The organism is Herbaspirillum seropedicae (genome assembly GCF_001040945.1).
Lineage (GTDB): Bacteria > Pseudomonadota > Gammaproteobacteria > Burkholderiales > Burkholderiaceae_D > Herbaspirillum > Herbaspirillum seropedicae.
In genome coordinates this window covers 5,245,269-5,264,628 of sequence record NZ_CP011930.1, presented here as the reverse complement: position 1 = coordinate 5,264,628, position 19,360 = coordinate 5,245,269, and the positions used below count along the sequence as shown (strand labels likewise).

Genomic DNA, 19,360 nt, shown 5'->3' with positions numbered 1-19,360 from the left:
TCTCCTGAGGATATCGATGAGCGCCGATCATAGGACTCGACGGCAATGTCGGTCAATGCCGCCGACGCCTGCGGCAAAGTCCCGTATGATGTTGCTTTCTGCCAAGGCCTCGTCCATGTCCACCCTCCCCGACATCTCTTTCCCGCGCCACGCCGTCGTCATCGGCGCCGGTGCGGTCGGCCTGATGAGCGCCATCCACGCGCTGGACCAGGGGCTGGAGGTCAGCCTGCTCGACTTCAATCCGGTGGGCAGCGAAGAGGCCGCCAGCTATGGCAATGCCGGCTGGCTGTCGTCGCACTCGGTGATCCCGCCGGTGGAGCCGGGCATGTGGAAGAAGGTCCCCGGCTACCTGATGGACCCCATCGGCCCGCTCTCCATCCGCTGGCGCTATCTGCCGCGCCTGACGCCCTGGCTGCTGCGCAACCTGGCCAGCGCCCGCCGAGAACGCATCCGCGCCACCGCCCGCGCCCTGCGCACCCTGGTGGTGGATGCACGCACGCTGCACCTGGACATTGCCCGCCGCGCCGGCGTGGCCCATCTCATCGACACCTCGGGCGTGCTGCACGTCTATCGTTCGCGCCAGCAGTTCGAGGGCGACGCCTTCGGCTGGAGCGTGCGGCGCGAGCTGGGCATACAGTGGAGCGAACTGGAGGCAGAGGCCCTGCGCCGACGCGAGCCCGACCTCGACCCGGCCTTCGGCTTTGCCGTGCAGGTCGACGAGGCCGGTCACTGCAAGAATCCCGCGGCCTACCTGCAGGCGCTGCAAGCCTATGCACTGGCGCGTGGCGCGCATCGCATCGATGCGCGCGCCACCGGTTTTCGCATCGAAGAGGGAAGACTCAAGGCGGTGCTGACCGAGACCGGCGAGGTCGCCTGCGACGCCGCCGTCATCTGCGCCGGCGCACGCTCCAAGGCGCTGGCCGCGCAGGCGGGTGATCGCGTCCAGCTGGAAAGCGAACGCGGCTACCACGCCCTCATCCGTGGCCACGAACAGGCCGCCCGCGCACGCACACCGATGATGCTGTCCGAGTTCAAGGTCATCGCCACGCAGATGGAAACGGGCCTGCGCATCGCCGGCCAGGTCGAGTTCGCCTCCTTCGAAGCTGCGCCGGACTGGCGGCGCGGCGAGATCATGCGCGACATCGCCCTGAAACTCTTCCCCGGCCTGCCGCGTGACTTGCCCGCCGCGGATGTCCGTTACTGGCTGGGCCGCCGTCCCAGCACGCCCGACGGCATGCCCTGCATCGGCTATGCCCGCGCCAGCAGCGACATCGTGCACGCCTATGGCCATGGTCACATCGGCCTGGGCTGTTCGGCGCGCACCGGGCGCATCGTGGCCCAGCTGCTGGCTGGACAGACGCCCGAGATCGACCTCGCGCCCTTCAGCCCGCAGCGCTTCTGATCGACTTCAGAAACGGATGTCGGCCACCGGCCTGATGCTGGCGCGCACGCCGTACGAACCCAGTCCGGCCAGCGTGGCGTGATGGTGCGCAATCACCTGGGCCACCGTCAGCACGCCATTGGGCGCGGTGGTATGGGCATCGGCGGCCAGCATGACCGGATAACCCAGCGCCAGCGCGCGCCGCACGGTGGACTCCACGCAATACTCGGTCTGCATGCCGCAGATCACCAGCGCCGAGATATGGCGCATCTTCAGCATGGCCTGCAGCTCGGTGTGATGGAAGGCGTCCGAGCCGCGCTTGGGCAGGTGCAGATCTTCCGGCTGCTGGTGCAACCCCGGCATCAATTGCCAGCCCTCGCTGCCGCGCTGCAAGGCGTCCTCATCCTCATGCTGCACGAAGATCACCGGCGCGCCGGCTGCGCGGGCCTGGTCGGCCAACTGATTGACGCGGTCGATGACGGCGGCGCTGTTCTCGACCGCGTCAGGGCCGTGGCACAGGGCGTGCTGGATATCGATGATGAGCAGGGCGGTAGGCATGGCAAGACCTGGCAGTGGAGGATCAAGCCGATAAGGGTAACTGATAAGCCGGCCGGATGCTCTTACGGTGACGCGGCCAGATGCTGGCGCAATTGCCGTCCCGCGTAATCCTGGCGGAATGCGCCGCGCCGTTGCAGCTCGGGGATCACCTGGTCGACGAAATCGTCGAAGCCATAGGGCAGATGCGAGGGAGAGATCACGAAACCATCGGCGCCATTGGCGACGATGATGGATTGCAGCCAGTCGGCCACATCGGCGGCGGTCCCGGCGATCTGCGGCGTCAGTACACCCTGCGCATAGAGCCGCCCGGCATCGGCCAGGGTCAGCTGGCGCTCGGCCGAGATGGCGCGCAGCAGCTTGAAGAGGCCCTGGATGCCGCTGACCTGCACGTCGCCCAACGGCGCATCCAGCGCAAAGCCCGAGAAATCCACATTCATGTGGCTGGACAGGGTGGACAGTCCCACCAGCGGATCGGCCAGGGCATTGGCCTGTTCCTGCAATTCCCGCGCGTGCTGGCGCGACTGGCCGACGAAGGGCATCACCGCCGACAGGATGCGGATGTCCTGCGGACGACGGCCAAACTGCTGCGCCCGGTTCTTGAGATCCCGATAGAAGGCTTGCAGTCGCGGCAGATCGGGCTGGATGTTGAAGACCACCTCGGCCCAGCGCGCCGCGAAGTCCTGGCCACGATCAGAAGAGCCGGCCTGGATGATCACCGGATGGCCTTGCGGCGAGGCCGGGATGTTCAGCGGACCGCGCACGCTGAAATGCGCGCCCTGATGATCGATGGCCGCCACCTTGTCGGCATCGGCATAGCGGTCCTGTTGCAGGCGCAGCGCATCGGGCTGCCAGCTGTGCCAGAGCTTGTGCGTGACTTCCAGGAATTCATCGGCGCGGTCATAGCGCACGTCATGCGGCAGGGTCTCCTTGAGACCGAAGTTGTCGGCCTCGCCCTGGTTGACCGAGGTCACCACATTCCAGGCGGCGCGGCCACCGCTGAGGTGGTCCAGGGTCGCGAATTCACGCGCCAGGCTATACGGTTGCGAATAGGTGGTGGAGCGCGTTGCACCCAGTCCGATATGCGAGGTGGCCGCCGCCAGCGCACCCAGGATGGGCAGCGGGTCCAGCCGGGTAGCGTCCTGGTCGCCTATGTAGAGGCCATGCAGGTGGCTGTCGCCATAGCGGGTGGAGACGGCCAGCCGGTCGGCAAAGAAGAGCAGGTCGAACTTGCCGCGCTCGAGCGTACGCGCAATGTGCAGGTAGTAATCCAATTCCAGGAAGCCGCCGCGGCGGCTCTGCGGATGCCGCCACAGCGCCTGGCTGTGGGCGGCATTGCCGGCGATGAGAAAGGCGGCCAGGTGCATGGCTCTGCCGGTCTCAGACCAGCACCTCCGGATAGACCTTGTCCTGCACCCGCACTGGATTCTTGATCAGGCCCAGCTTGAGGAAGGCGTCGGCGATCTGCTGTTGTTCCGCGACGATGCCGGCGTCCACCGCCACGGTGGTGTAGTTGCGCCGTTCGGTGGCCAGCCGCAGCACCTTGGGATCGACACCCAGTTGCGGGGCCAGCAGCTCGGCCGTTTCCTGCGGATGGCTCTGGGTCCACTGGTTGGTCTTCTTCAGTTCGGCAAAGACGGTGCGCACGATGTCCTTGTGCCTGTCCACGAAGGAGGGCACCGCCAGATGGAAGGTGCGGTTGTTGGACAGGCCAGTGCCGTCGCGCAGGATGCGCGGGCGCGTGGCCAGTTCCTGCCCGGCCAGGAAAGGGTCCCACAGCGTGGCCGCATCGACATTGCCGGACTGAAAGGCGGCGCGCACGTCGGCGGCATTGGTGACATAGACCGGTTCGATGTCGCGATAGCTCAGGCCGACTTCTTCCAGCGCCTTCAACAGCAGGAACTGCACATTCCAGCCGCGTCCGGTGGCCACTTTCTTGCCCTTGAGGTCGGCCACCGAGCGGATCGGTGACTCCTGCGCCACGAAGATGCCGATGCCTTTGGGATAGGGCTGTTCCGCACCCAGGTAGACCGCGTTCACGCCCGAGGCATTGGCAAATACCGAGGGCGTATCGGCGGCATGGCCCAGGTCGATGGCATTGGCGTTGAGTGCTTCGGTGAGCTGCGGACCGGCGGCGAACTCGAACCACTTCACCGACCAGCCTTGCGGCTGCAGAGCCTGCTCCAGCTTGCCGCTGCCCTTGAGGATGTTGAGGGTGTTGAATTTCTGGTAACCGATACGCAAGACCTTGTCCGCTGCAGCGCGTACCAGTGGTGTACCGCTGGCCAGCGCGCCCGCGGCCAGGCCCTGCAGCAGCAGGCGGCGTTTGTGCCTGGGTTGATGTGCGTCCATGGTGCTTGCCCCCTGATGGCTTGTTCAAAGTGCATCAGCGTAGTCGCCGCAGCGCGACAGGGGAAGGAAGCTTTCCGCACAAGCTCATGCGGCTTTTGCAGCAGGCCCGCGCAGCTTGCCCATCCATCGTGCCCGTCCCTCTTGCCATCCAGACACTGCGGCAATTTGTCCCATCCCGCCGCACCGCGCGTTTGGATAGAATAGGCAGTCCCGTTCACGTCCCTGTCTTTTCACCATGACCGCCCTGTTCGACCGCATCGAAAGCTTCCTGCGCAAGGCTTCCGGACTGCACATCGTGCTGGCCCTGTTGCTGGTGTGCGGCCTGCTGTGCTGGGCCGTGTGGGTCTGGGCCACCGGCGAGGGCCGCACGCCCTTCGGCATGCTGGACTTCTGCATCACCCCGCCGGCCAAGTAAGCCCGCTGCACGCCGGCCGCGAAGCGCCCTACAATGGCCGCTTCGCTGATATCTCCCGCACGCATGGCCAGCTCCCCCACCGTTTCCGCTTTCCATCCCCGCCTGACGCTGCAGACCCTCACCCGTGGCGACGGCCTGCTGGGCATGCGCGCGCATGGCCTGTTCGGTCCGCGCGGCGGCATGGTCACGGTGGCGCAGATCGACTGGGTCTATGGCCAGGGCGCACAGGGCTGGAGCACGCCCGCGCCCACCAGTCCCAACGGCGACCAACCCGACTACACCCCCGCCCACATCCAGCGCGACCACCAGGCCGAAGCCGCCGCGCTGGAAGACATCCGCGAGCTGGGCCTGCTGCCGCTGCGCGAGGACGCCCTGCAATGGCGCGCCCACAATCCCCTGCATGACGCCGGTCCCTTGTGGACGCTGGTGCAGGAAGAATTCTTCGGCGACTTCTGGGCCGATCAGGCTCCGCGCCTGCAGGCGCAGGGCTGGATCCTGCGCGCCCGTCCGGGCTTTGCCCATGAGAGCGTACCGGTGACGGCCTGGCGTTTCATCGTCAGCAGCCAGACCGGCGAAGTGATCAACCGCGAGGTGGCCGCGCCCCTCACGCCACGCGCTTTTTCCAGCGAAGTCTTCGATGGCCTCGACCCGAGCGGACGCTGGCTGCTTGCCATCGGCATCGAGGTCGAGGGCCAGTCCATGGATGTGGCGCCCATGGTGGCCGATCTCTTGCGGCGCGATCCGCGCTGGGGCGATGCACAGCAGGTCGAGCGCATGGACCCGCATGCGGTGATCTCCCTGCGCGCTCCCGGTGGCCGCCGCATCGACGCCATGGCCGGACCGCTCAAGGCGGTGGTATTGGCCTTGCTGGACCTGCTGGTGGACCTGGGCCGCAAGGACGGCCCATTGCGCCTGACGCCCTGGGACGCGCATCGCATCGACGGCCTGCAGGCCGCCCTGCAAGGGCTGGAGGGCGCCACACCCTGGCACATCAGCGGCGCGGACGGCCTGCTGGCGCTGGCGCGCCGCCTGCGCGCTGCCGGCAGCGTCGCGCCAGTGCCCCAGCCCGATGGCCTGGGACTGACATTGCGTGACTATCAGCGCTATGGCGTGGCCTGGATGCAATACCTGCGCACCCATGGACTGGCCGGCATCCTGGCCGACGACATGGGCCTGGGCAAGACCGCCCAGGTGCTGGCCCATGTGCTCATCGAAAAACAGGCCGGCCGTCTGGACCTGCCGGTGCTGGTGGTTGCGCCGACTTCGCTGCTGTTCAACTGGCAGCAGGAGGCGCGCCGCATCACCCCTGATCTGCGCGTGCTGCTGCTGCATGGCCAGGAGCGCGCCCAGCACTTCAGCGCCCTCGCCAGCGGCCAGGTCGATCTGGTGCTGACCAGCTATCCGCTGCTCTGGCGCGACCTCGACCAGTTGCTGCCGCAGCGCTGGCACATGCTGGTGCTGGACGAAGCCCAGACCGTCAAGAACGCCGCCTCGCGCAGCGCCGCCGCCGCCCGCCGCTTGCAGGCGCGCCATCGGCTGTGCATGACCGGCACGCCGCTGGAAAATCACCTGGGCGAGCTGTGGAGCCAGTTCCATTTCCTCATGCCCGGTTTTCTGGGCGATGCGCGCAGCTTTGCGCGCCTGTGGCGCAAGCCCATCGAAGAGCAGGGCCAGACCGTGCGTGCGCGCCTGCTGGCGCAGCGGGTGCGGCCCTTCATCCTGCGCCGGAGAAAGCAGGATGTCTTGCAGGAGTTGCCGCCGCGCAGCGAGATCATCGAACGCCTGCCCCTGCAGGGCCGCCAGCGCGAACTCTACGAGAGTGTGCGCATGGCCGCCGACAAGCAGGTGCGGCGCGCGCTGGAACGGCGCGGCCTGGGCGGCTCCCAGGTCACCGTGATGGATGCCTTGCTCAAGCTGCGCCAGGTCTGCTGCGATCCCTACCTGTTGAAGCAGGGCCGCATGCCCAAGGGGTTGGAGCGCGCCAAGATCGACTGGCTGTGCGACACCCTGCCCGCGCTGGTGGCCGAAGGGCGGCGCATCCTGGTGTTCTCGCAATTCACCGGCATGCTCAAGTTGATCGCCGCGCAGCTGGAGCCATTGCAGTTGCCCTACCTGATGCTCACCGGCGAGACCGAGCCCGCCGCCCGCGCCGATGTGATCGCCGGCTTTCAGCAGGAGCAGACGCCGCTGATGCTGGTGAGCCTGAAGGCCGGCGGCGTCGGCCTGAACCTCACTGCCGCCGATACCGTGGTGCTGGTCGATCCCTGGTGGAACCCGGCCGTGGAAGAGCAGGCCATCGCCCGCGCCCATCGGCTGGGCCAGCAGCGCCAGGTATTCGTCTACAAGCTGGTCATCGAAGGCAGCATCGAAGAACGTCTGCTGGAACTGCAGGCCCGCAAGTCGGCCCTGGCCGAAGGCATGCTGGGGCGCGACGATGCCACCACCGTCAAGTTTGGCGAAGAAGAATTACAGGCGTTGCTGGCCCCGCTGGGCGCAGGCATTGCCGAGAAGATCCTGGCCTGAGGCTCTGCGGCGTCGGCCTCAGCGCTTCAGTTCAGCCACCTCTTCCAGCGTGCGCCTCTCCGCATCCACCGCCCAGCGCAGCGCACACAGTCCGGCCAGCAAGGCCAGCACCGCTCCCACGGCATAGCCCGCCGCCACCGCCTGGCGGTCGCCGCTGGCAATCAACCAGCCCAGCAGGGCCGGTGCGATGAAGCCGCCTACGCCGGTGCCGATGGCGTAGAAGATGGCGATGGCCATGGCGCGCATCTGCAATGGAAAGACTTCGCTGGCGGTGAGATAGGCCGAGCTGGCCGCTGCCGAGGCGACGAAGAACACCGCGCTCCAGCACAGCGCCAGGCCCAGCGCATCGAGCCAGCCAGCGTTGAAGGCCGCGGCCGTGGCGGCTAGCCCCACGCCGGCCAGCAGGTAGGTGGCTGCGATCATGCGGCGGCGGCCGATGCTGTCGAACAGATGGCCCAGCAGCAGCGGGCCCAGTACATTGCCCAGCGCGAAGGGAAAGAGATAGAGCGCCACCCGCGTATCGGGCACCTGGAAGAAGCGCGTGAGCACCAGCGAATAGGTAAAGAAGATGGCGTTGTAGACGAAGGCCTGGGCCACCATCATCAGCGCCACCATCAGGCTGCGCGCGCGATAGTGATGCAGTAGCACCTGGGCAATCTCGCGCCAGGAGAGCAGGCCGACAGCCTGGCCGGGTGAGCGGGACGACTCGCCCGGCGCTGCTGTCGGCAGCGCCGGCAATGTCCCATGCTCGGCCATGACCTGCGCCTCGATCTCCCGCACCACCGCCTCGGCGCGCGCATGATGTCCATGCATGGCCAGCCAGCGCGGGCTCTCCGGCACATGCCGGCGCACCAGCACGATGGCCACGGCCAGCACCGCACCCAGCAGGAAGCACACGCGCCAGCCCATCACCGGCCCCAGCACCCGTTCATCCAGGATCACCAATGACAATCCCGCCCCCAGCGCCGCGCCGATCCAGAAGCTGGCGTTGATCACCAGGTTCACGCGGCCACGCACGCGCGCCGGCACCAGCTCATCAATGGCCGAATTGATGGCCGCATACTCGCCGCCTATGCCCAGCCCAGTGGCCAGGCGACACAGCGCGAACCAGAGGAAGTCGGTAGCGAATGCCGAGGCCAGCGTGGCGGCCATGTAGAGCGCTAGCGTGATCATGAAGAGTTTCTTGCGCCCCAGGCGGTCGGTCAGGCGGCCAAACACCAGCGCGCCCACGACTGCCCCTGCGATATAGAGCGAGCCGGTCCAGCCCACCTGGGCGGCATCCAGGCCCAGCGTGTCAGGCCGTTCCAGCACGCTGCCAATCGACCCTACCAGGGTCACTTCCAGCCCGTCGAGCACCCAGGCCACGCCCAGGGCGATGACCACGCGCCAGTGCCAGCGCGACCAGGGCAGGCGATCCAGACGGGCGGGCAAGGAAGCGGCAGCGGACAAGGGCATCTCCGGAAAAAGCGCCGATGCGGCGATAGCCAGCAGACCCCCCTCCAGCGCTGCGGTTCCTGCTGTAGAGCTTGCGCGCCGCGCCGGGTGTGATGTTTATCGCCTCAGTCATTTCCTGATGCACCGCATCACAGCTCGCCGCTACCATGCGTGCATTCAAAACGATATGAGAGTTGGGAAGAGCAATGGAGGGAATCGAGGCCATCATGCAGTACGCGATCTACGCAGCGCTGGGCGTGTGCATGCTGGGTCTGCTGGCGGCCATCAGCCTGTTCATCGCCGTGGAGCGCCGCTGGGAGCAGCGCAGCCTGCAGGAAGCAGAACACTTCAGCACCAGCTATCCTGTCCCGCTGCGCCGTCCCGACGACGGCCTGTCCCTGCATCCGTGGGAAGAGTTGCGCAACCGCATCGGTGAAATGCAGATCGTGGCCGAGGAAGGCGATCGGCCGGCCCCTTACAAGAACGTTGCCTGAAGTCCGGGGCCAGCCCCTGCGCTGTCAGCCTTGTCCCTTCTGCTGGCGATAAGCCAGCTGTGCGCGGCTGATCCCCAGCAAGCGCGCCGCCGCCGAGAGGTTGCCCTCTGCGCGTTCGATGGCCTCGGCGATCAATCTCCTTTCCATCTCCGGCAATGTCAGTGCGGCAGCCTCACCGGCGGCCTCTTGCCGCCATTGCCGCAGCACATCCAGCAATCCCTGCGCCGTCGGGTGCGCTACGGATTTCTCCACTGACTTCTCCACAGACTTGCCGGCCAGCATGCCGGTCTCTCCCTGCAAGGCCAGCGAGAGCACTTCATCGTTGAGCCGCTCGCCGCTGATGAACATGTGCGGCAGGTCCAGCGGATGGCCCTGCGCCAGGATCACCCCACGTTCGATCAGGTTCTGCAGTTCGCGGATATTGCCCGGGAAGCTGTAGTTCAGCAGCGCCTGGATGGCGCGCTGGGTAAAGCCGCGCACGGCGATGCCATGGCGCTGGCCATACAGTTTCAGGAAGTGGTTCATCAACAGCGGGATGTCATCGCGCCGCTCGCGCAAGGGCGGCAGATGGATGGGGAAGACATTGAGCCGGAAGAACAGGTCCTGGCGGAAGCGTCCCTCACGCACCGCCTGCGCCAGGTCTTCATTGGTGGCGGCCACCACGCGCACGTCCACCTTCACGGGCCGGGCCGATCCGACCCGTTCGAATTCTCCTTCCTGCAAGACCCGCAGCAGCTTGCCCTGCGCCACCAGGCTCAGCGTGCCCACCTCATCGAGGAAGAGCGTGCCGCCATCGGCCAGCTCGAAGCGGCCGGCGCGCGATTGCGTGGCGCCGGTGTAGGCGCCGCGTTCCACTCCGAACAGCTCAGCCTCGATCAGGGTCTCCGGAATGGCGGCGCAGTTGATGGCGATGCAGGCGCGTTTGGCGCGCTTGCCGATCTGATGCAGCATGCGCGCAAAGCGCTCCTTGCCGACCCCCGACTCGCCCGTGAAGAGCACCGTCGCATCCGTGGCCGCGACCCGGTTCAGCAGGTGGCAGGCGGCATTGAAGGCCGACGACGTCCCCACCAGCGCCGTGACCAGATCGGTGTCGTCGTCCTGCTCGCCAGCGCCTTGCGCACCGTCCTCGGCGCTGGCGTCGGCTTCGCTGGCCAGCATGCCGGAGCCGACGAAGTCCTGGGCGTTCAGATAGCGCAGGTCTTCCTCGGCATCGCTCCACAGCTCCGCCGAGCGACCGATGACGCGGCAATGCGCGGTCCCCATGGCGCGGCATTGCACTTCGCGGAAGATCACCAGATGGCCCAGCAGCGTGCTGACATAGCCGATCGCATAGCCGACCTGCTGCCAGCAGGAGGGTGCAGTGGCCACGCCATAGGCGGCCAGGTGTTCATCGGCCTCGCAGGAGTTGTGCCAGAGGAATTCCCCTTCGTAGCGCCCGGTCTCGGGATCATAGCTGAAGCTGACCGGCACCACCTTGACCAGGCCCTCCAGCGTATGCAGCCGCGTGCCGGCCATGAGGATGGTGGAGGGATCGGCGTCGGGCCAGCGCTCGCGCACCAGTTGCGCATCGCGTGCGCCGGAGATGTAGCCGGCGCGGGTGAGCAGGCCGCGCGCCTGGTCGATGCCGAGCTGGTCGATCAGCTCGCGGCGCAGCGTGCCCATGCTGCGGCTGTGGATGAGCAGCATGCGCTGGTCATTGAGCCAGATGCGGCCATCGCCGGGCGAGAAGAACAGGCATTCGCTCAGGTCGGCCAGGGTCGGATGGGCGTCCACGCTCCAGCGATCGGTGCCGGCCGAACTGAGTCCGCCGCCCTGGTGGCGCGCCATCTCGGCCAGGGATATACGCGGGGAAGAGGGCATGAGCAGGCTCCTGTCAGGGCGGACGACTTCATCAAATGATGAAATGCAGTGGACCCGATGGTTGAAGAATTTCAGCATTTGCGCAAGCTGCACCGCGTCATGCGCCTTGCCGGCGTGCAGCATGACGCCCACCCAAAACCCACTCCCGCCGCCTCCTACGCGACCTGCCCTCGTGCTGCAAAGCCGCATCGGCGGGCGCTTCCCGGTCTGGCACAGGCTTTGCAAAAAGACCCCTGAACCCGCGGGCAGGCAAGTGCTTCCTGCCGATGCCGGGCTGATCACAACAAAGGAGACCGCAGCATGCAGGCAAGTCCATTTCTCGATTCCGCGCAGTGGCAACAGCATTTGTTCCGTGGCCAATGGGTGGCCGCCGCGCAGGGCGCAACTGTCCTCGAACCGGCCACCGGCCGGCCCTTGACCCAGGTCGGACTGGCCAGCCCGGACGACGTCAGCGCCTCGGTGGAACTGGCGATTGCGGCGCAGGCCGCCTGGGTCGCGATGCCGCCGCGTGAGCGCGCCGACATCTTCCGCCGCGCCGCCGGGTTGTTTCACCAGCATTTCGACGAACTGGCGCGCATGGTGGCGCGCGAGACCGGCGGCGTGCTCTTCAAGGGCGAGCACGAGGTGCGCGAAGCCATCACCCTCTGCCATCTGGCCGCCGGCATGCCGCTGCAAGCCCAGGGCCAGCTGCTGCCCAGCACGCCGGGTCGCCTCAGCATCGCCCGGCGCGCACCGCTGGGCGTCATCGGCGTGATCTCGCCCTTCAATTTCCCGCTGATCCTGACCTTGCGCACGGTCGCACCGGCGCTGGCGGCCGGCAATGCGGTCGTGGTCAAGCCCGATCTGCGCACACCGGTCTCGGGCGGCTTCATGCTGGCGCGCATCTTCGAGCAGGCGGGTTTGCCCGCAGGTCTGCTGCATGTCTTGCCGGGCGGGGCCGAGACCGGCGAGGCGCTGGTCACCGCGCCGGGGGTGCCGATGATCGCCTTCACCGGTTCGCCAGCGGTGGGGCGGCGCATCGGCGAACTGGCGGGCCGGCACCTGAAGAAGCTGTCGCTGGAACTGGGCGGCGCCAATGCCCTGGTGATCCTGGAGGATGCCGATCTCGACGTGGCCGCCAGCCACGCCGCCTGGGGTGCGTGGCTGCACCAGGGACAGATCTGCATGGCCGCCAATCGCATCCTGGTGCATGCCTCGCTGGAAGAAGGGCTGCTGCAGCGGCTGGCGGACAAAGCGCGTCATCTGCCGGTAGGCGATGGCGCCAGCGGCCAGGTCGCGCTGGGACCGATGATCGACGAACGTCAATTGCAGCGCGTGCATGCGCTGGTGCAGGAGAGCGTGGCCGCCGGTGCGCAACTGGTGGCCGGCGGACGCTACGAACAGTTGTTCTACCAGCCCACCGTGCTGGGCGGAGTGCGGCCGGGCATGCGCGTCTTCGAGGAAGAGATCTTTGGCCCGGTGGCCAGCGTCATCCGTTTTGACAACGATGAAGACGCCATCGCCCTGGCCAACCGCCATGCCGGCGGTCTTGCCGCCGGCGTGCTGTCGCCCTCGGTGGGCCGCGCCATGGCGGTAGCGGCGCGGCTGCGCCAGGGCATGGTCCACGTCAACGACCAGACCGTCAACGATGAATGCGTCAACCCCTTCGGCGGTCCCGGCATCGCCGGCAATGGCGCCAGCGTGGGCGGCCCGGCCGACTGGGAAGAGTACACGCAGTGGCGCTGGACCACCATTCGCCAGCAAGCCATGCCGTATCCCTTCTGAGACCCGCAGGACGTATTCCTGAAAATCAACTAAATCATATAAATCATTATTCCAAGGAGACCAGCATGAACCTGCAAGACAAGACCGTCGTCGTCACCGGCGTTTCTTCCGGCATCGGCGCGGAGACCGCGCGTCAGTTGCGCGCACAGGGTGCGCGCGTGATCGGGGTGGACCGCAATGAACCGGCCATCAGTGTGGAAACCTTCGTCCAGGCCGACCTCTCCAGCGCCGAGGCCATCGACGCCATGGTCGCGCAATTGCCCGAGCGCATCGACGCGCTGTGCAATATCGCCGGCGTACCCGGCACGGCAGAGGCGCAACTGGTGGCGCGGGTGAACTACCTCGGCCTGCGCCACCTGGTCCAGCGCCTGACGGCGCGTCTCTCGCCAGGCGGGGCCATCGTCAATGTGGCCTCCATCCTGGGCGCGGAATGGCCGCAGCGGCTGGAGCAGCACAAGGCCCTGTCGCAGGCCGCCAGCTTCGCCGAGGGCGCAGCGTGGCTGGCGCAGCATCCGGTGGCGCAGGAACACTGCTACCAGTATTTCAAGGAAGCCCTGATCGTCTGGTCCATGACCCAGGCCCAGCCGATGTTCCTGCAGCATTCGGTGCGGATGAATTGCGTCGCGCCCGGCCCGGTGTTCACGCCCATCCTGGGGGACTTCGTGACCATGCTGGGCCAGGAGCGGGTGCAGAAGGATGCGCATCGCATGAAGCGTCCGGCCTATGCCGACGAGATCGCCGCAGCCATCGTCTGGCTGTGCAGCGATGACAGCCGCTGGATCAATGGCGTGAACCTGCCGGTGGATGGGGGACTGGCCTCGACCTACCTGTAGGCCGCCACCGATCCCAAGCGATAAAAAATAACAGGAGACAACACCATGAGAGAACACCGCAAGCACGCCGCCACCCTGGCGCTGGCCTTGCTGCCCGCGCTGGCCAGCGCCTACGACCAGCCCACCGTCAACATGGGCGGCACCAGCTTTTTCGACGGCGCCCCGCTGCCCGGGGGACCGGGCTTCTATTTCGTCGAATACCTCACCTACAGCAAGGCCACCAAGCTGGTGGATAACAACGGCAACCGCCTCGGCTTTCCGGCCACCCAGGACATCAGCGTCTTCGCGCCCGTCACCCAGTTCATCTACGTGCCGCCCGGCGCCAAGTTCGGCAACAAGCAGCTGGGCTTCCAGGTGCTGGTGCCGTGGGTGGCCAGCGCCAAGGTGGACGATGGCGCCAACAACGCCGTCCTGCGTGGCAATACCGGCATCGGTGACATCAGCGCCGGCGTGTCTGTGCAGTACGATCCCATCATGGGAGCGCAAGGCCCGCTCTATGCGCAGCGTTTCGAGTTGCAGTTCATCCTGCCCACCGGCGCCTATGACCGCAACGCCACCGTCAACCCGGGCAGCAATACCTGGGCCTTCGACCCATACTGGGCCGGCACGCTCTGGGCCAGCCAGAACCTGAGCTTCAGCTGGCGTCTGCACTACCTCTGGAACGCCCGCAACAATGCGCCCAGCGCCGCCTTCGGCAACAACGTCAGTTCCACCCAGGCTGGACAGGCGGCGCATGCCAACTTCGCCGCCGAGTACGTGCTCAATCCGACCTGGACCGTGGGGGCGGCCGGCTACTGGCTGCAACAGGTCACCGATACCAAGGTCAATGGCGCCGATGTCAGTGGACGCCGCGAACGGGTGGTCGGGCTGGGGCCGGCGGCGATGATGCGGCTGTCCGAGCGCGACCTGCTGTTCTTCAATGTCTACCAGGAGTTCGCCGTGCGCAATCGCGCCGAGAACAGCAAGTTCCAGATCCGTTACGACCATCACTTCTGAGCGCTGCCGGCTTGGCCTGCGGCTCTGCCTGCTTTCCTACAGCAGGCAGAGCCGTTGTCCGCTTAACGGCATGCGCCGCCGCAGCGATACTGCGCCCAATGATGGCACGCCCACGTGCCGCGACCAGAAGGGAGAGCCGTATCATGCCAGCCACCGATCCATCCAAGCCCGACCCGCACGCCAGCTCCGGCGTGGCCGAGCTGTTTCACCGTTTCAGCGAAGCCTGCGCCCAGGCCGTGGGCAGCTCCTGGACCTTCGTGGTGGCGCTGGGCGTGGTGCTGGCATGGGCCGTGACGGGACCGATGTTCGACTATTCCGACACCTGGCAATTGCTCATCAATACCGGCACCACCATCGTGACCTTCCTGATGGTGTTCCTGATCCAGAACGCCCAGAATCGCGACGCCCAGGCCACGCAACTGAAGCTCGATGAACTGATCCGCGCCCTGCAGGGCACGCGCAAGCAGATCATGGATGCCGAAGACCTGTCGGATGAAGAACTGTCCCGCCTGAAGAAGGAGTTCGAGCGCATGGGCGAACATCCCGACGATCCGGTGCGGCAGCGTCTGCGCAAGTCGCTGGGCCAGGGACCGAGGCCGCCGGTGGAACATCCGCCGCGTCATCTGCGCTCCGTTGCGCCGCCACCGGCAGCCGCTCCTTCGGCGAGCAATTTCCAGCCTTCCACCGGGCGCAGCCCGGGCAAGCCCGCCCTGCCGCGCCAGGTCCAGCACGAGGAATACAGCCAGCCCTTGCGCGCCAGCCAGCGCCAGTGGACATGAGCCGCGCAGCCCAGGCGATCATGCAAGCCTATCGGCTTGATAGTCCGCGGCGATTGTTCCACAAGCAGGAACACTCAATTCTCTCCAGCATGGTTTTTCTCCCGCACGCGCTTACGTAGACTTCAGTCCATCGATGAACGACATCGCAACGCAAGAAACGATGTGGTTCTAGACAGTGGCGCCAGCCGACCGACATCCCGGCACGGCGCATCACTGAATGGCAATGAAACCAACTGAAGTCCCCCTCAACGCATACAAGGAGAAACATCATGTCCGCAAAGACCCTCATCGCCGCAGTCCTGGCCCTGTCCGCTTCGTCCATCGCTCTCGCCGAAGCCCCCTATCCGGTCGAAAAGCCTTTCGTCTCGCAGACCACCCGCGCCGCCGTGAAGGCTGACCTGGCCCGCGCCCAGGCGCAAGGCACCGTCAACCAGGTGGACTCGGTCTATCCGGTCGTCAGCAATGGCGCCGCCAAGAGCGAAGTGCAGACCGCCGGCAGTGTCGCCGCGTCGACCTACGCTGGCGCCTGATGCCGGGCTCTCCGATGCGTGCGCCGCACCCGGCCACGCATCGCGGTGCGCCCCGATCCCACCGGGTTGAGGCAAGCGCCCCAAGCACGTAAAACAAGAAAGCAAGAAAGAGGAATTCATCATGCTGCATCAACTGTTCTCGCGTAGCCTGTCCGTCTATCCACGGGTCTACCTGCAATTTGCCGCTCTGGTCGGTTTGCTCATTGCCGCCGAGTTCAGTTTGAGCACCCTGTCCATGATGCTGACCCAGCGCGCCGTCCATCGCGTCTCGCAAGGCGTGCGCCGCCGCCGTGAAGTCCAGCGTCGCCAACGCGATGCTGACACCAGCGGTAATTGCTGCGCCTGAATTTCGCACAAGTAGTTGATGCCTCAACAAGAAAGCGGCGCACCCACCGGGGTGCGCCGCTTTCTTATGTGGCCGATCAATGCGCGTGGCGCACCTCACTTCAGCTCAGCTCAGAGCCCACGCTCCAGCAACTGCAACTGTTCGCGGAAGGCGGGCTTCAAGCGATACAACTGCGCCGGACGATGCGCGCCGCTGCTGTCGAACTGGCCATCGACCGGGTCCAGCATGTCCATCTCGGTCATCTTGCGGCGAAAGCTCACCTTGTTGATGCTCTCGCCCATCAACACCTCATAGACCCGCTGCAACTGCGGCAGGGTAAAGACCTCGCCCAGCAGATGGCAGGGCAGGGAAGAATACTGGCTCTTGCTGCGCAGGCGTGAGACCGCCGTCTCGATGATGTCGCCATGGTCGAAGGGCAGGGGCGGCAGGCGGTCCACGCTGTAGAGGCGCACTTCATGGCGCTCGGCCTGGGCAATGGTGGCCGCCGGCACCAGGGCGTAATAGGCAATCGACACCGACCAGCCACGTGGATCGCGGGCCGCGCCGGAGAAGGTGGCCAGCTGTTCCAGATAGGGCGCGGCGATGCCGGTCTTGTCCAGCAGCACGCGGCGCGCCGCATCGCGGGCATCGGTATCGGTGCGCGCATGGATGTAGCCGCCGGGCAATGCCGCCACACCCTTGAAGGGCGCGTGTTCGCGCTTGAGCAGCGCCACTTCCAGTCCCTCGGCTGTGAGCGTGAGCAATACCACATCGACCGTACAGATCACCGGATCCATTTTTCTCCTCGCCTTGTCCAAGTCTGGAAGTCTAATGGTACTTAGTGTCATTGTGAATCTATTTGTTGCAATTTTCTAAATACATGCGCAACAGCGGGCCTGATTAAAAGAATTCCTCACGGGTTTGTTAGTTGCAAAATGAAATTAAGTGGTCTACACTGGCTTCACCGTAACCCGACGCACTCCGAAAGGTGGACACCATGAAGCGCTCCCTGCATCTCCTCGTGATCGATCCGCAAAACGATTTCTGCGACCTGCCGGCGTCCTGGCTGCCCGTGGACCCGGCCAGCGGTGGCGCGCTGCAACCGGCCTTGCCGGTGGCGGGCAGCCATGCCGACCTGCAACGGGTGGCCGGCCTGATCGACCAGGGCGGCGCAGGCCTGTCGGCCATCAGCATCACCCTGGATGCCCACCATAGGCTGGACATCGCCCATCCCACCTTCTGGCGGCAGGGCGACGGATCGGCAGTCACCCCCTTCACCCAGATCGAGGCCGCGCAAGTGCGCGCCGGCCTCTACCTGCCGCGCGATCCGCAATCGCTGCCGCGCGCGCTGGCCTATCTCGATGCGCTGGAAGCCGCCGGGCGCTATCGCCTCATGGTCTGGCCGGTGCACTGCGAGATCGGCAGCTGGGGCGCAGCGGTCCATGCCGATGTGCGCGCCGCCTACAACCGCTGGGAAGAACGTACGCTGGGCGTGGTCACCAAGCTGGGCAAGGGCAGCAATCCCTGGACCGAGCACTATTCGGCGGTCATGGCCGAAGTGCCGGACGACGATGATCCGGCCACCCAGCTCAACCGTGGCTTCATCGCCACCCTGGCCCAGGCCGACACGGTCTACATCACCGGCGAAGCTGGCAGCCACTGCGTGCGCGCTACCACCGAGCACATCGCCGCCAATCTCGACGCTGCCGGCCGCGCCCGGCTGGTATTGGTGACCGACTGCATGAGCCCGGTAGCCGGCTTCGAGGCGCAGTACCAGGACTTCCTGGCCGCCATGTCGCAGGCCGGCGTGCGCCTGGCCACCTCGGCGCAGGTGCTGCAGGAACTGCAAGCCAACGCCTGAACCGTTCAACCTCTGCAAGGAGTGCCCATCATGGCGCCCGTCGTCCGTAGTCTGCTGGAAACCGATCTCTACAAGTTCACCATGTGGCAGGCCCTGCTGCACAGCCACCCCGGCGCCCAGGCCGAATACACCTTCGTCTGCCGCAATCAGCCGGCCTTCCCGCTGGCCGAACTCAAGGAGGACGTGGAGCGCGAACTGGACCACCTGTGCTGCCTGCGCCTGCGCCCCGAAGAATTGGACTACCTGGCCCAGCTGCGCTACATGAAGAGCGACTTCATCGATTTCCTGGCGCTGTTCCGCTTCCAGCGCAAGTTCATCGAAGTGAGCACCGACGGTGACCGCCTGTGCATCGTGGCGCGAGGGCCGCAGGTGCATGTGATGGGCTTCGAGATCTTCGTGCTCTACATCGTCAATGAACTGTACTTCCGCCGTGTCGGCCATGCCGGCGCCCTCGACGAGGCAAGGCGCCGCCTGCAGGACAAGATCGCGCTGCTGAAGTCCTTTGCCAGCGAGCCTGCGGGCCGCCATCCCTTCGAATTCTTCGACTTTGGCGTGCGTCGTCGCTACAGCGGCGCCTGGCAGGAAGAAGTGGTGGCCACGCTGGCGCGCGAAGTGCCGCAGTATTTCAAGGGCAGCTCCAATGTGTGGCTGGCCATGCAGTACCAACTGGTGCCCATCGGCACCATGGCCCACGAATACCTGCAGTCCTACCAGTCCTTCGGCGTGCGCCTGCGCGATTTCCAGAAGGCCGCGCTGGAAGCCTGGGTGCAGGAATACCGGGGCGACCTCGGCGTGGCGCTCACCGACGTGGTCGGCATGGACGCCTTCCTGGCCGACTTCGACCTGTACTTCGCCAAGCTCTTCGACGGCCTGCGCCACGACTCCGGCGACCCCTTCGAATGGGGCGAGAAGGCCCTGGCGCATTACCGCAAGCTCAGGCTGGACGCCAACACCAAGCGCCTGGTGTTTTCCGATGGACTGGACCTGCCGCAGGCGCTGCGCCTCTATCGCCATTTTTCCGACCGCGCCATGACCGGCTTCGGCATCGGCACCAACCTGAGCAACGACACCGGCATCACGCCGCTGAACATCGTCATGAAGCTGTCGTCCTGCAATGGCCAGGCCGTGGCCAAGCTGTCCGATTCGCCGGGCAAGACCTTGTGCAAGGACGAAACCTTCCTGGCCTACCTGCGCCAGCTGTTCGGCATCGCCGCGCCGGCCCTCCCTGCTTGAGCCGCTGCGGCGGCAGAAAGGATGC

Annotated in this window: 18 protein-coding genes; 12 read left to right on the top strand and 6 right to left on the bottom strand. The window is 66.1% G+C overall.

Annotated elements, in window-relative coordinates:
• Positions 1-115: 115 nt before the first annotated feature.
• The gene (locus ACP92_RS22905; RefSeq protein ID WP_013236510.1) at positions 116-1,402 is read left to right on the top strand and encodes an NAD(P)/FAD-dependent oxidoreductase; all 1,287 of its coding nucleotides are present in this window, start codon (positions 116-118) and stop codon (positions 1,400-1,402) included.
• A 6-nt stretch (positions 1,403-1,408) separates the two neighbouring features.
• On the opposite strand, the gene ACP92_RS22900 is transcribed toward ACP92_RS22905, so the two are convergent.
• The 3 genes from ACP92_RS22900 to ACP92_RS22890 all read right to left on the bottom strand — a co-directional run bounded on the left by ACP92_RS22900 (position 1,409) and on the right by ACP92_RS22890 (position 4,288).
• Positions 1,409-1,939, bottom strand: coding sequence for a cysteine hydrolase family protein (locus ACP92_RS22900; protein WP_013236509.1), 531 nt, complete (start codon positions 1,937-1,939; stop codon positions 1,409-1,411).
• Between the two features lie 62 nt (positions 1,940-2,001).
• The gene (locus tag ACP92_RS22895; RefSeq protein WP_013236508.1) at positions 2,002-3,303 is read right to left on the bottom strand and encodes an LLM class flavin-dependent oxidoreductase; all 1,302 of its coding nucleotides are present in this window, start codon (positions 3,301-3,303) and stop codon (positions 2,002-2,004) included.
• A gap of 13 nt (positions 3,304-3,316) precedes the next feature.
• Complete coding sequence (locus tag ACP92_RS22890) at positions 3,317-4,288, bottom strand: sulfonate ABC transporter substrate-binding protein (RefSeq protein WP_013236507.1); 972 nt, start codon at positions 4,286-4,288, stop codon at positions 3,317-3,319.
• Positions 4,289-4,523: 235 nt separating this feature from the next.
• On the opposite strand from ACP92_RS22890, the gene ACP92_RS22885 reads away from it, so the two are divergent.
• Both ACP92_RS22885 and ACP92_RS22880 read left to right on the top strand, forming a co-directional pair.
• Entirely contained in the window at positions 4,524-4,703 is a 180-nt protein-coding gene (locus ACP92_RS22885; RefSeq protein ID WP_041311349.1) for a hypothetical protein, read from the top strand.
• A 33-nt stretch (positions 4,704-4,736) separates the two neighbouring features.
• Entirely contained in the window at positions 4,737-7,226 is a 2,490-nt protein-coding gene (locus ACP92_RS22880) for a DEAD/DEAH box helicase (RefSeq protein WP_013236506.1), read from the top strand.
• Between the two features lie 18 nt (positions 7,227-7,244).
• On the opposite strand, the gene ACP92_RS22875 is transcribed toward ACP92_RS22880, so the two are convergent.
• Positions 7,245-8,681 (bottom strand): MFS transporter, encoded by a 1,437-nt coding sequence (locus ACP92_RS22875; protein WP_013236505.1) that lies wholly within the window; start codon positions 8,679-8,681, stop codon positions 7,245-7,247.
• A gap of 185 nt (positions 8,682-8,866) precedes the next feature.
• On the opposite strand from ACP92_RS22875, the gene ACP92_RS22870 reads away from it, so the two are divergent.
• Positions 8,867-9,154 carry a hypothetical protein gene (locus ACP92_RS22870; RefSeq protein ID WP_041311348.1) on the top strand — a complete coding sequence of 96 codons (288 nt, stop codon included), beginning with the start codon at positions 8,867-8,869 and terminating at the stop codon, positions 9,152-9,154.
• A gap of 24 nt (positions 9,155-9,178) precedes the next feature.
• Here the strand turns inward: ACP92_RS22870 and ACP92_RS22865 are convergent, their stop codons facing one another.
• Positions 9,179-11,014 carry a sigma-54-dependent Fis family transcriptional regulator gene (locus ACP92_RS22865; RefSeq protein ID WP_013236504.1) on the bottom strand — a complete coding sequence of 612 codons (1,836 nt, stop codon included), beginning with the start codon at positions 11,012-11,014 and terminating at the stop codon, positions 9,179-9,181.
• A gap of 300 nt (positions 11,015-11,314) precedes the next feature.
• Between ACP92_RS22865 and ACP92_RS22860 the strand changes: the two genes are divergently transcribed.
• The 6 genes from ACP92_RS22860 (at position 11,315) to ACP92_RS22835 (ending at position 16,262) form a co-directional block, all read left to right on the top strand.
• Complete coding sequence (locus ACP92_RS22860) at positions 11,315-12,778, top strand: benzaldehyde dehydrogenase (RefSeq protein WP_013236503.1); 1,464 nt, start codon at positions 11,315-11,317, stop codon at positions 12,776-12,778.
• Between the two features lie 65 nt (positions 12,779-12,843).
• Positions 12,844-13,611: a coniferyl-alcohol dehydrogenase gene (locus ACP92_RS22855; RefSeq protein WP_013236502.1), complete on the top strand. Its 768-nt coding sequence runs from the start codon at positions 12,844-12,846 to the stop codon at positions 13,609-13,611.
• A gap of 45 nt (positions 13,612-13,656) precedes the next feature.
• Positions 13,657-14,607: a SphA family protein gene (locus ACP92_RS22850; RefSeq protein WP_013236501.1), complete on the top strand. Its 951-nt coding sequence runs from the start codon at positions 13,657-13,659 to the stop codon at positions 14,605-14,607.
• Positions 14,608-14,750: 143 nt separating this feature from the next.
• Positions 14,751-15,386, top strand: a complete 636-nt coding sequence (locus ACP92_RS22845; protein WP_013236500.1) for a low affinity iron permease family protein — start codon at positions 14,751-14,753, stop codon at positions 15,384-15,386.
• Positions 15,387-15,655: 269 nt separating this feature from the next.
• Complete coding sequence (locus tag ACP92_RS22840; RefSeq protein WP_013236499.1) at positions 15,656-15,916, top strand: DUF4148 domain-containing protein; 261 nt, start codon at positions 15,656-15,658, stop codon at positions 15,914-15,916.
• A 121-nt stretch (positions 15,917-16,037) separates the two neighbouring features.
• Positions 16,038-16,262, top strand: coding sequence for a hypothetical protein (locus ACP92_RS22835; protein WP_041311347.1), 225 nt, complete (start codon positions 16,038-16,040; stop codon positions 16,260-16,262).
• 110 nt (positions 16,263-16,372) lie between these two features.
• On the opposite strand, the gene ACP92_RS22830 is transcribed toward ACP92_RS22835, so the two are convergent.
• The gene (locus tag ACP92_RS22830; RefSeq protein WP_013236498.1) at positions 16,373-17,038 is read right to left on the bottom strand and encodes an NUDIX hydrolase; all 666 of its coding nucleotides are present in this window, start codon (positions 17,036-17,038) and stop codon (positions 16,373-16,375) included.
• Between the two features lie 200 nt (positions 17,039-17,238).
• Between ACP92_RS22830 and ACP92_RS22825 the strand changes: the two genes are divergently transcribed.
• Both ACP92_RS22825 and pncB read left to right on the top strand, forming a co-directional pair.
• Positions 17,239-18,102 (top strand): cysteine hydrolase family protein, encoded by an 864-nt coding sequence (locus tag ACP92_RS22825; protein ID WP_013236497.1) that lies wholly within the window; start codon positions 17,239-17,241, stop codon positions 18,100-18,102.
• Positions 18,103-18,132: 30 nt separating this feature from the next.
• Positions 18,133-19,335, top strand: coding sequence for a nicotinate phosphoribosyltransferase (gene pncB / locus ACP92_RS22820; RefSeq protein ID WP_013236496.1), 1,203 nt, complete (start codon positions 18,133-18,135; stop codon positions 19,333-19,335).
• Positions 19,336-19,360: the final 25 nt, after the last annotated feature.

What these genes read in the sequence shown, in the direction of transcription:
- ACP92_RS22905 (WP_013236510.1), top strand. Translation starts at nt 116, where the DNA reads ATGTCCACCCTCCCCGACATCTCTTTCCCGCGCCACGCCGTCGTCATC.
- ACP92_RS22900 (WP_013236509.1), bottom strand. Translation starts at nt 1,939, where the DNA reads ATGCCTACCGCCCTGCTCATCATCGATATCCAGCACGCCCTGTGCCAC.
- ACP92_RS22895 (WP_013236508.1), bottom strand. Translation starts at nt 3,303, where the DNA reads ATGCACCTGGCCGCCTTTCTCATCGCCGGCAATGCCGCCCACAGCCAG.
- ACP92_RS22890 (WP_013236507.1), bottom strand. Translation starts at nt 4,288, where the DNA reads ATGGACGCACATCAACCCAGGCACAAACGCCGCCTGCTGCTGCAGGGC.
- ACP92_RS22885 (WP_041311349.1), top strand. Translation starts at nt 4,524, where the DNA reads ATGACCGCCCTGTTCGACCGCATCGAAAGCTTCCTGCGCAAGGCTTCC.
- ACP92_RS22880 (WP_013236506.1), top strand. Translation starts at nt 4,737, where the DNA reads ATGGCCGCTTCGCTGATATCTCCCGCACGCATGGCCAGCTCCCCCACC.
- ACP92_RS22875 (WP_013236505.1), bottom strand. Translation starts at nt 8,681, where the DNA reads ATGCCCTTGTCCGCTGCCGCTTCCTTGCCCGCCCGTCTGGATCGCCTG.
- ACP92_RS22870 (WP_041311348.1), top strand. Translation starts at nt 8,867, where the DNA reads ATGGAGGGAATCGAGGCCATCATGCAGTACGCGATCTACGCAGCGCTG.
- ACP92_RS22865 (WP_013236504.1), bottom strand. Translation starts at nt 11,014, where the DNA reads ATGCCCTCTTCCCCGCGTATATCCCTGGCCGAGATGGCGCGCCACCAG.
- ACP92_RS22860 (WP_013236503.1), top strand. Translation starts at nt 11,315, where the DNA reads ATGCAGGCAAGTCCATTTCTCGATTCCGCGCAGTGGCAACAGCATTTG.
- ACP92_RS22855 (WP_013236502.1), top strand. Translation starts at nt 12,844, where the DNA reads ATGAACCTGCAAGACAAGACCGTCGTCGTCACCGGCGTTTCTTCCGGC.
- ACP92_RS22850 (WP_013236501.1), top strand. Translation starts at nt 13,657, where the DNA reads ATGAGAGAACACCGCAAGCACGCCGCCACCCTGGCGCTGGCCTTGCTG.
- ACP92_RS22845 (WP_013236500.1), top strand. Translation starts at nt 14,751, where the DNA reads ATGCCAGCCACCGATCCATCCAAGCCCGACCCGCACGCCAGCTCCGGC.
- ACP92_RS22840 (WP_013236499.1), top strand. Translation starts at nt 15,656, where the DNA reads ATGTCCGCAAAGACCCTCATCGCCGCAGTCCTGGCCCTGTCCGCTTCG.
- ACP92_RS22835 (WP_041311347.1), top strand. Translation starts at nt 16,038, where the DNA reads ATGCTGCATCAACTGTTCTCGCGTAGCCTGTCCGTCTATCCACGGGTC.
- ACP92_RS22830 (WP_013236498.1), bottom strand. Translation starts at nt 17,038, where the DNA reads ATGGATCCGGTGATCTGTACGGTCGATGTGGTATTGCTCACGCTCACA.
- ACP92_RS22825 (WP_013236497.1), top strand. Translation starts at nt 17,239, where the DNA reads ATGAAGCGCTCCCTGCATCTCCTCGTGATCGATCCGCAAAACGATTTC.
- pncB (WP_013236496.1), top strand. Translation starts at nt 18,133, where the DNA reads ATGGCGCCCGTCGTCCGTAGTCTGCTGGAAACCGATCTCTACAAGTTC.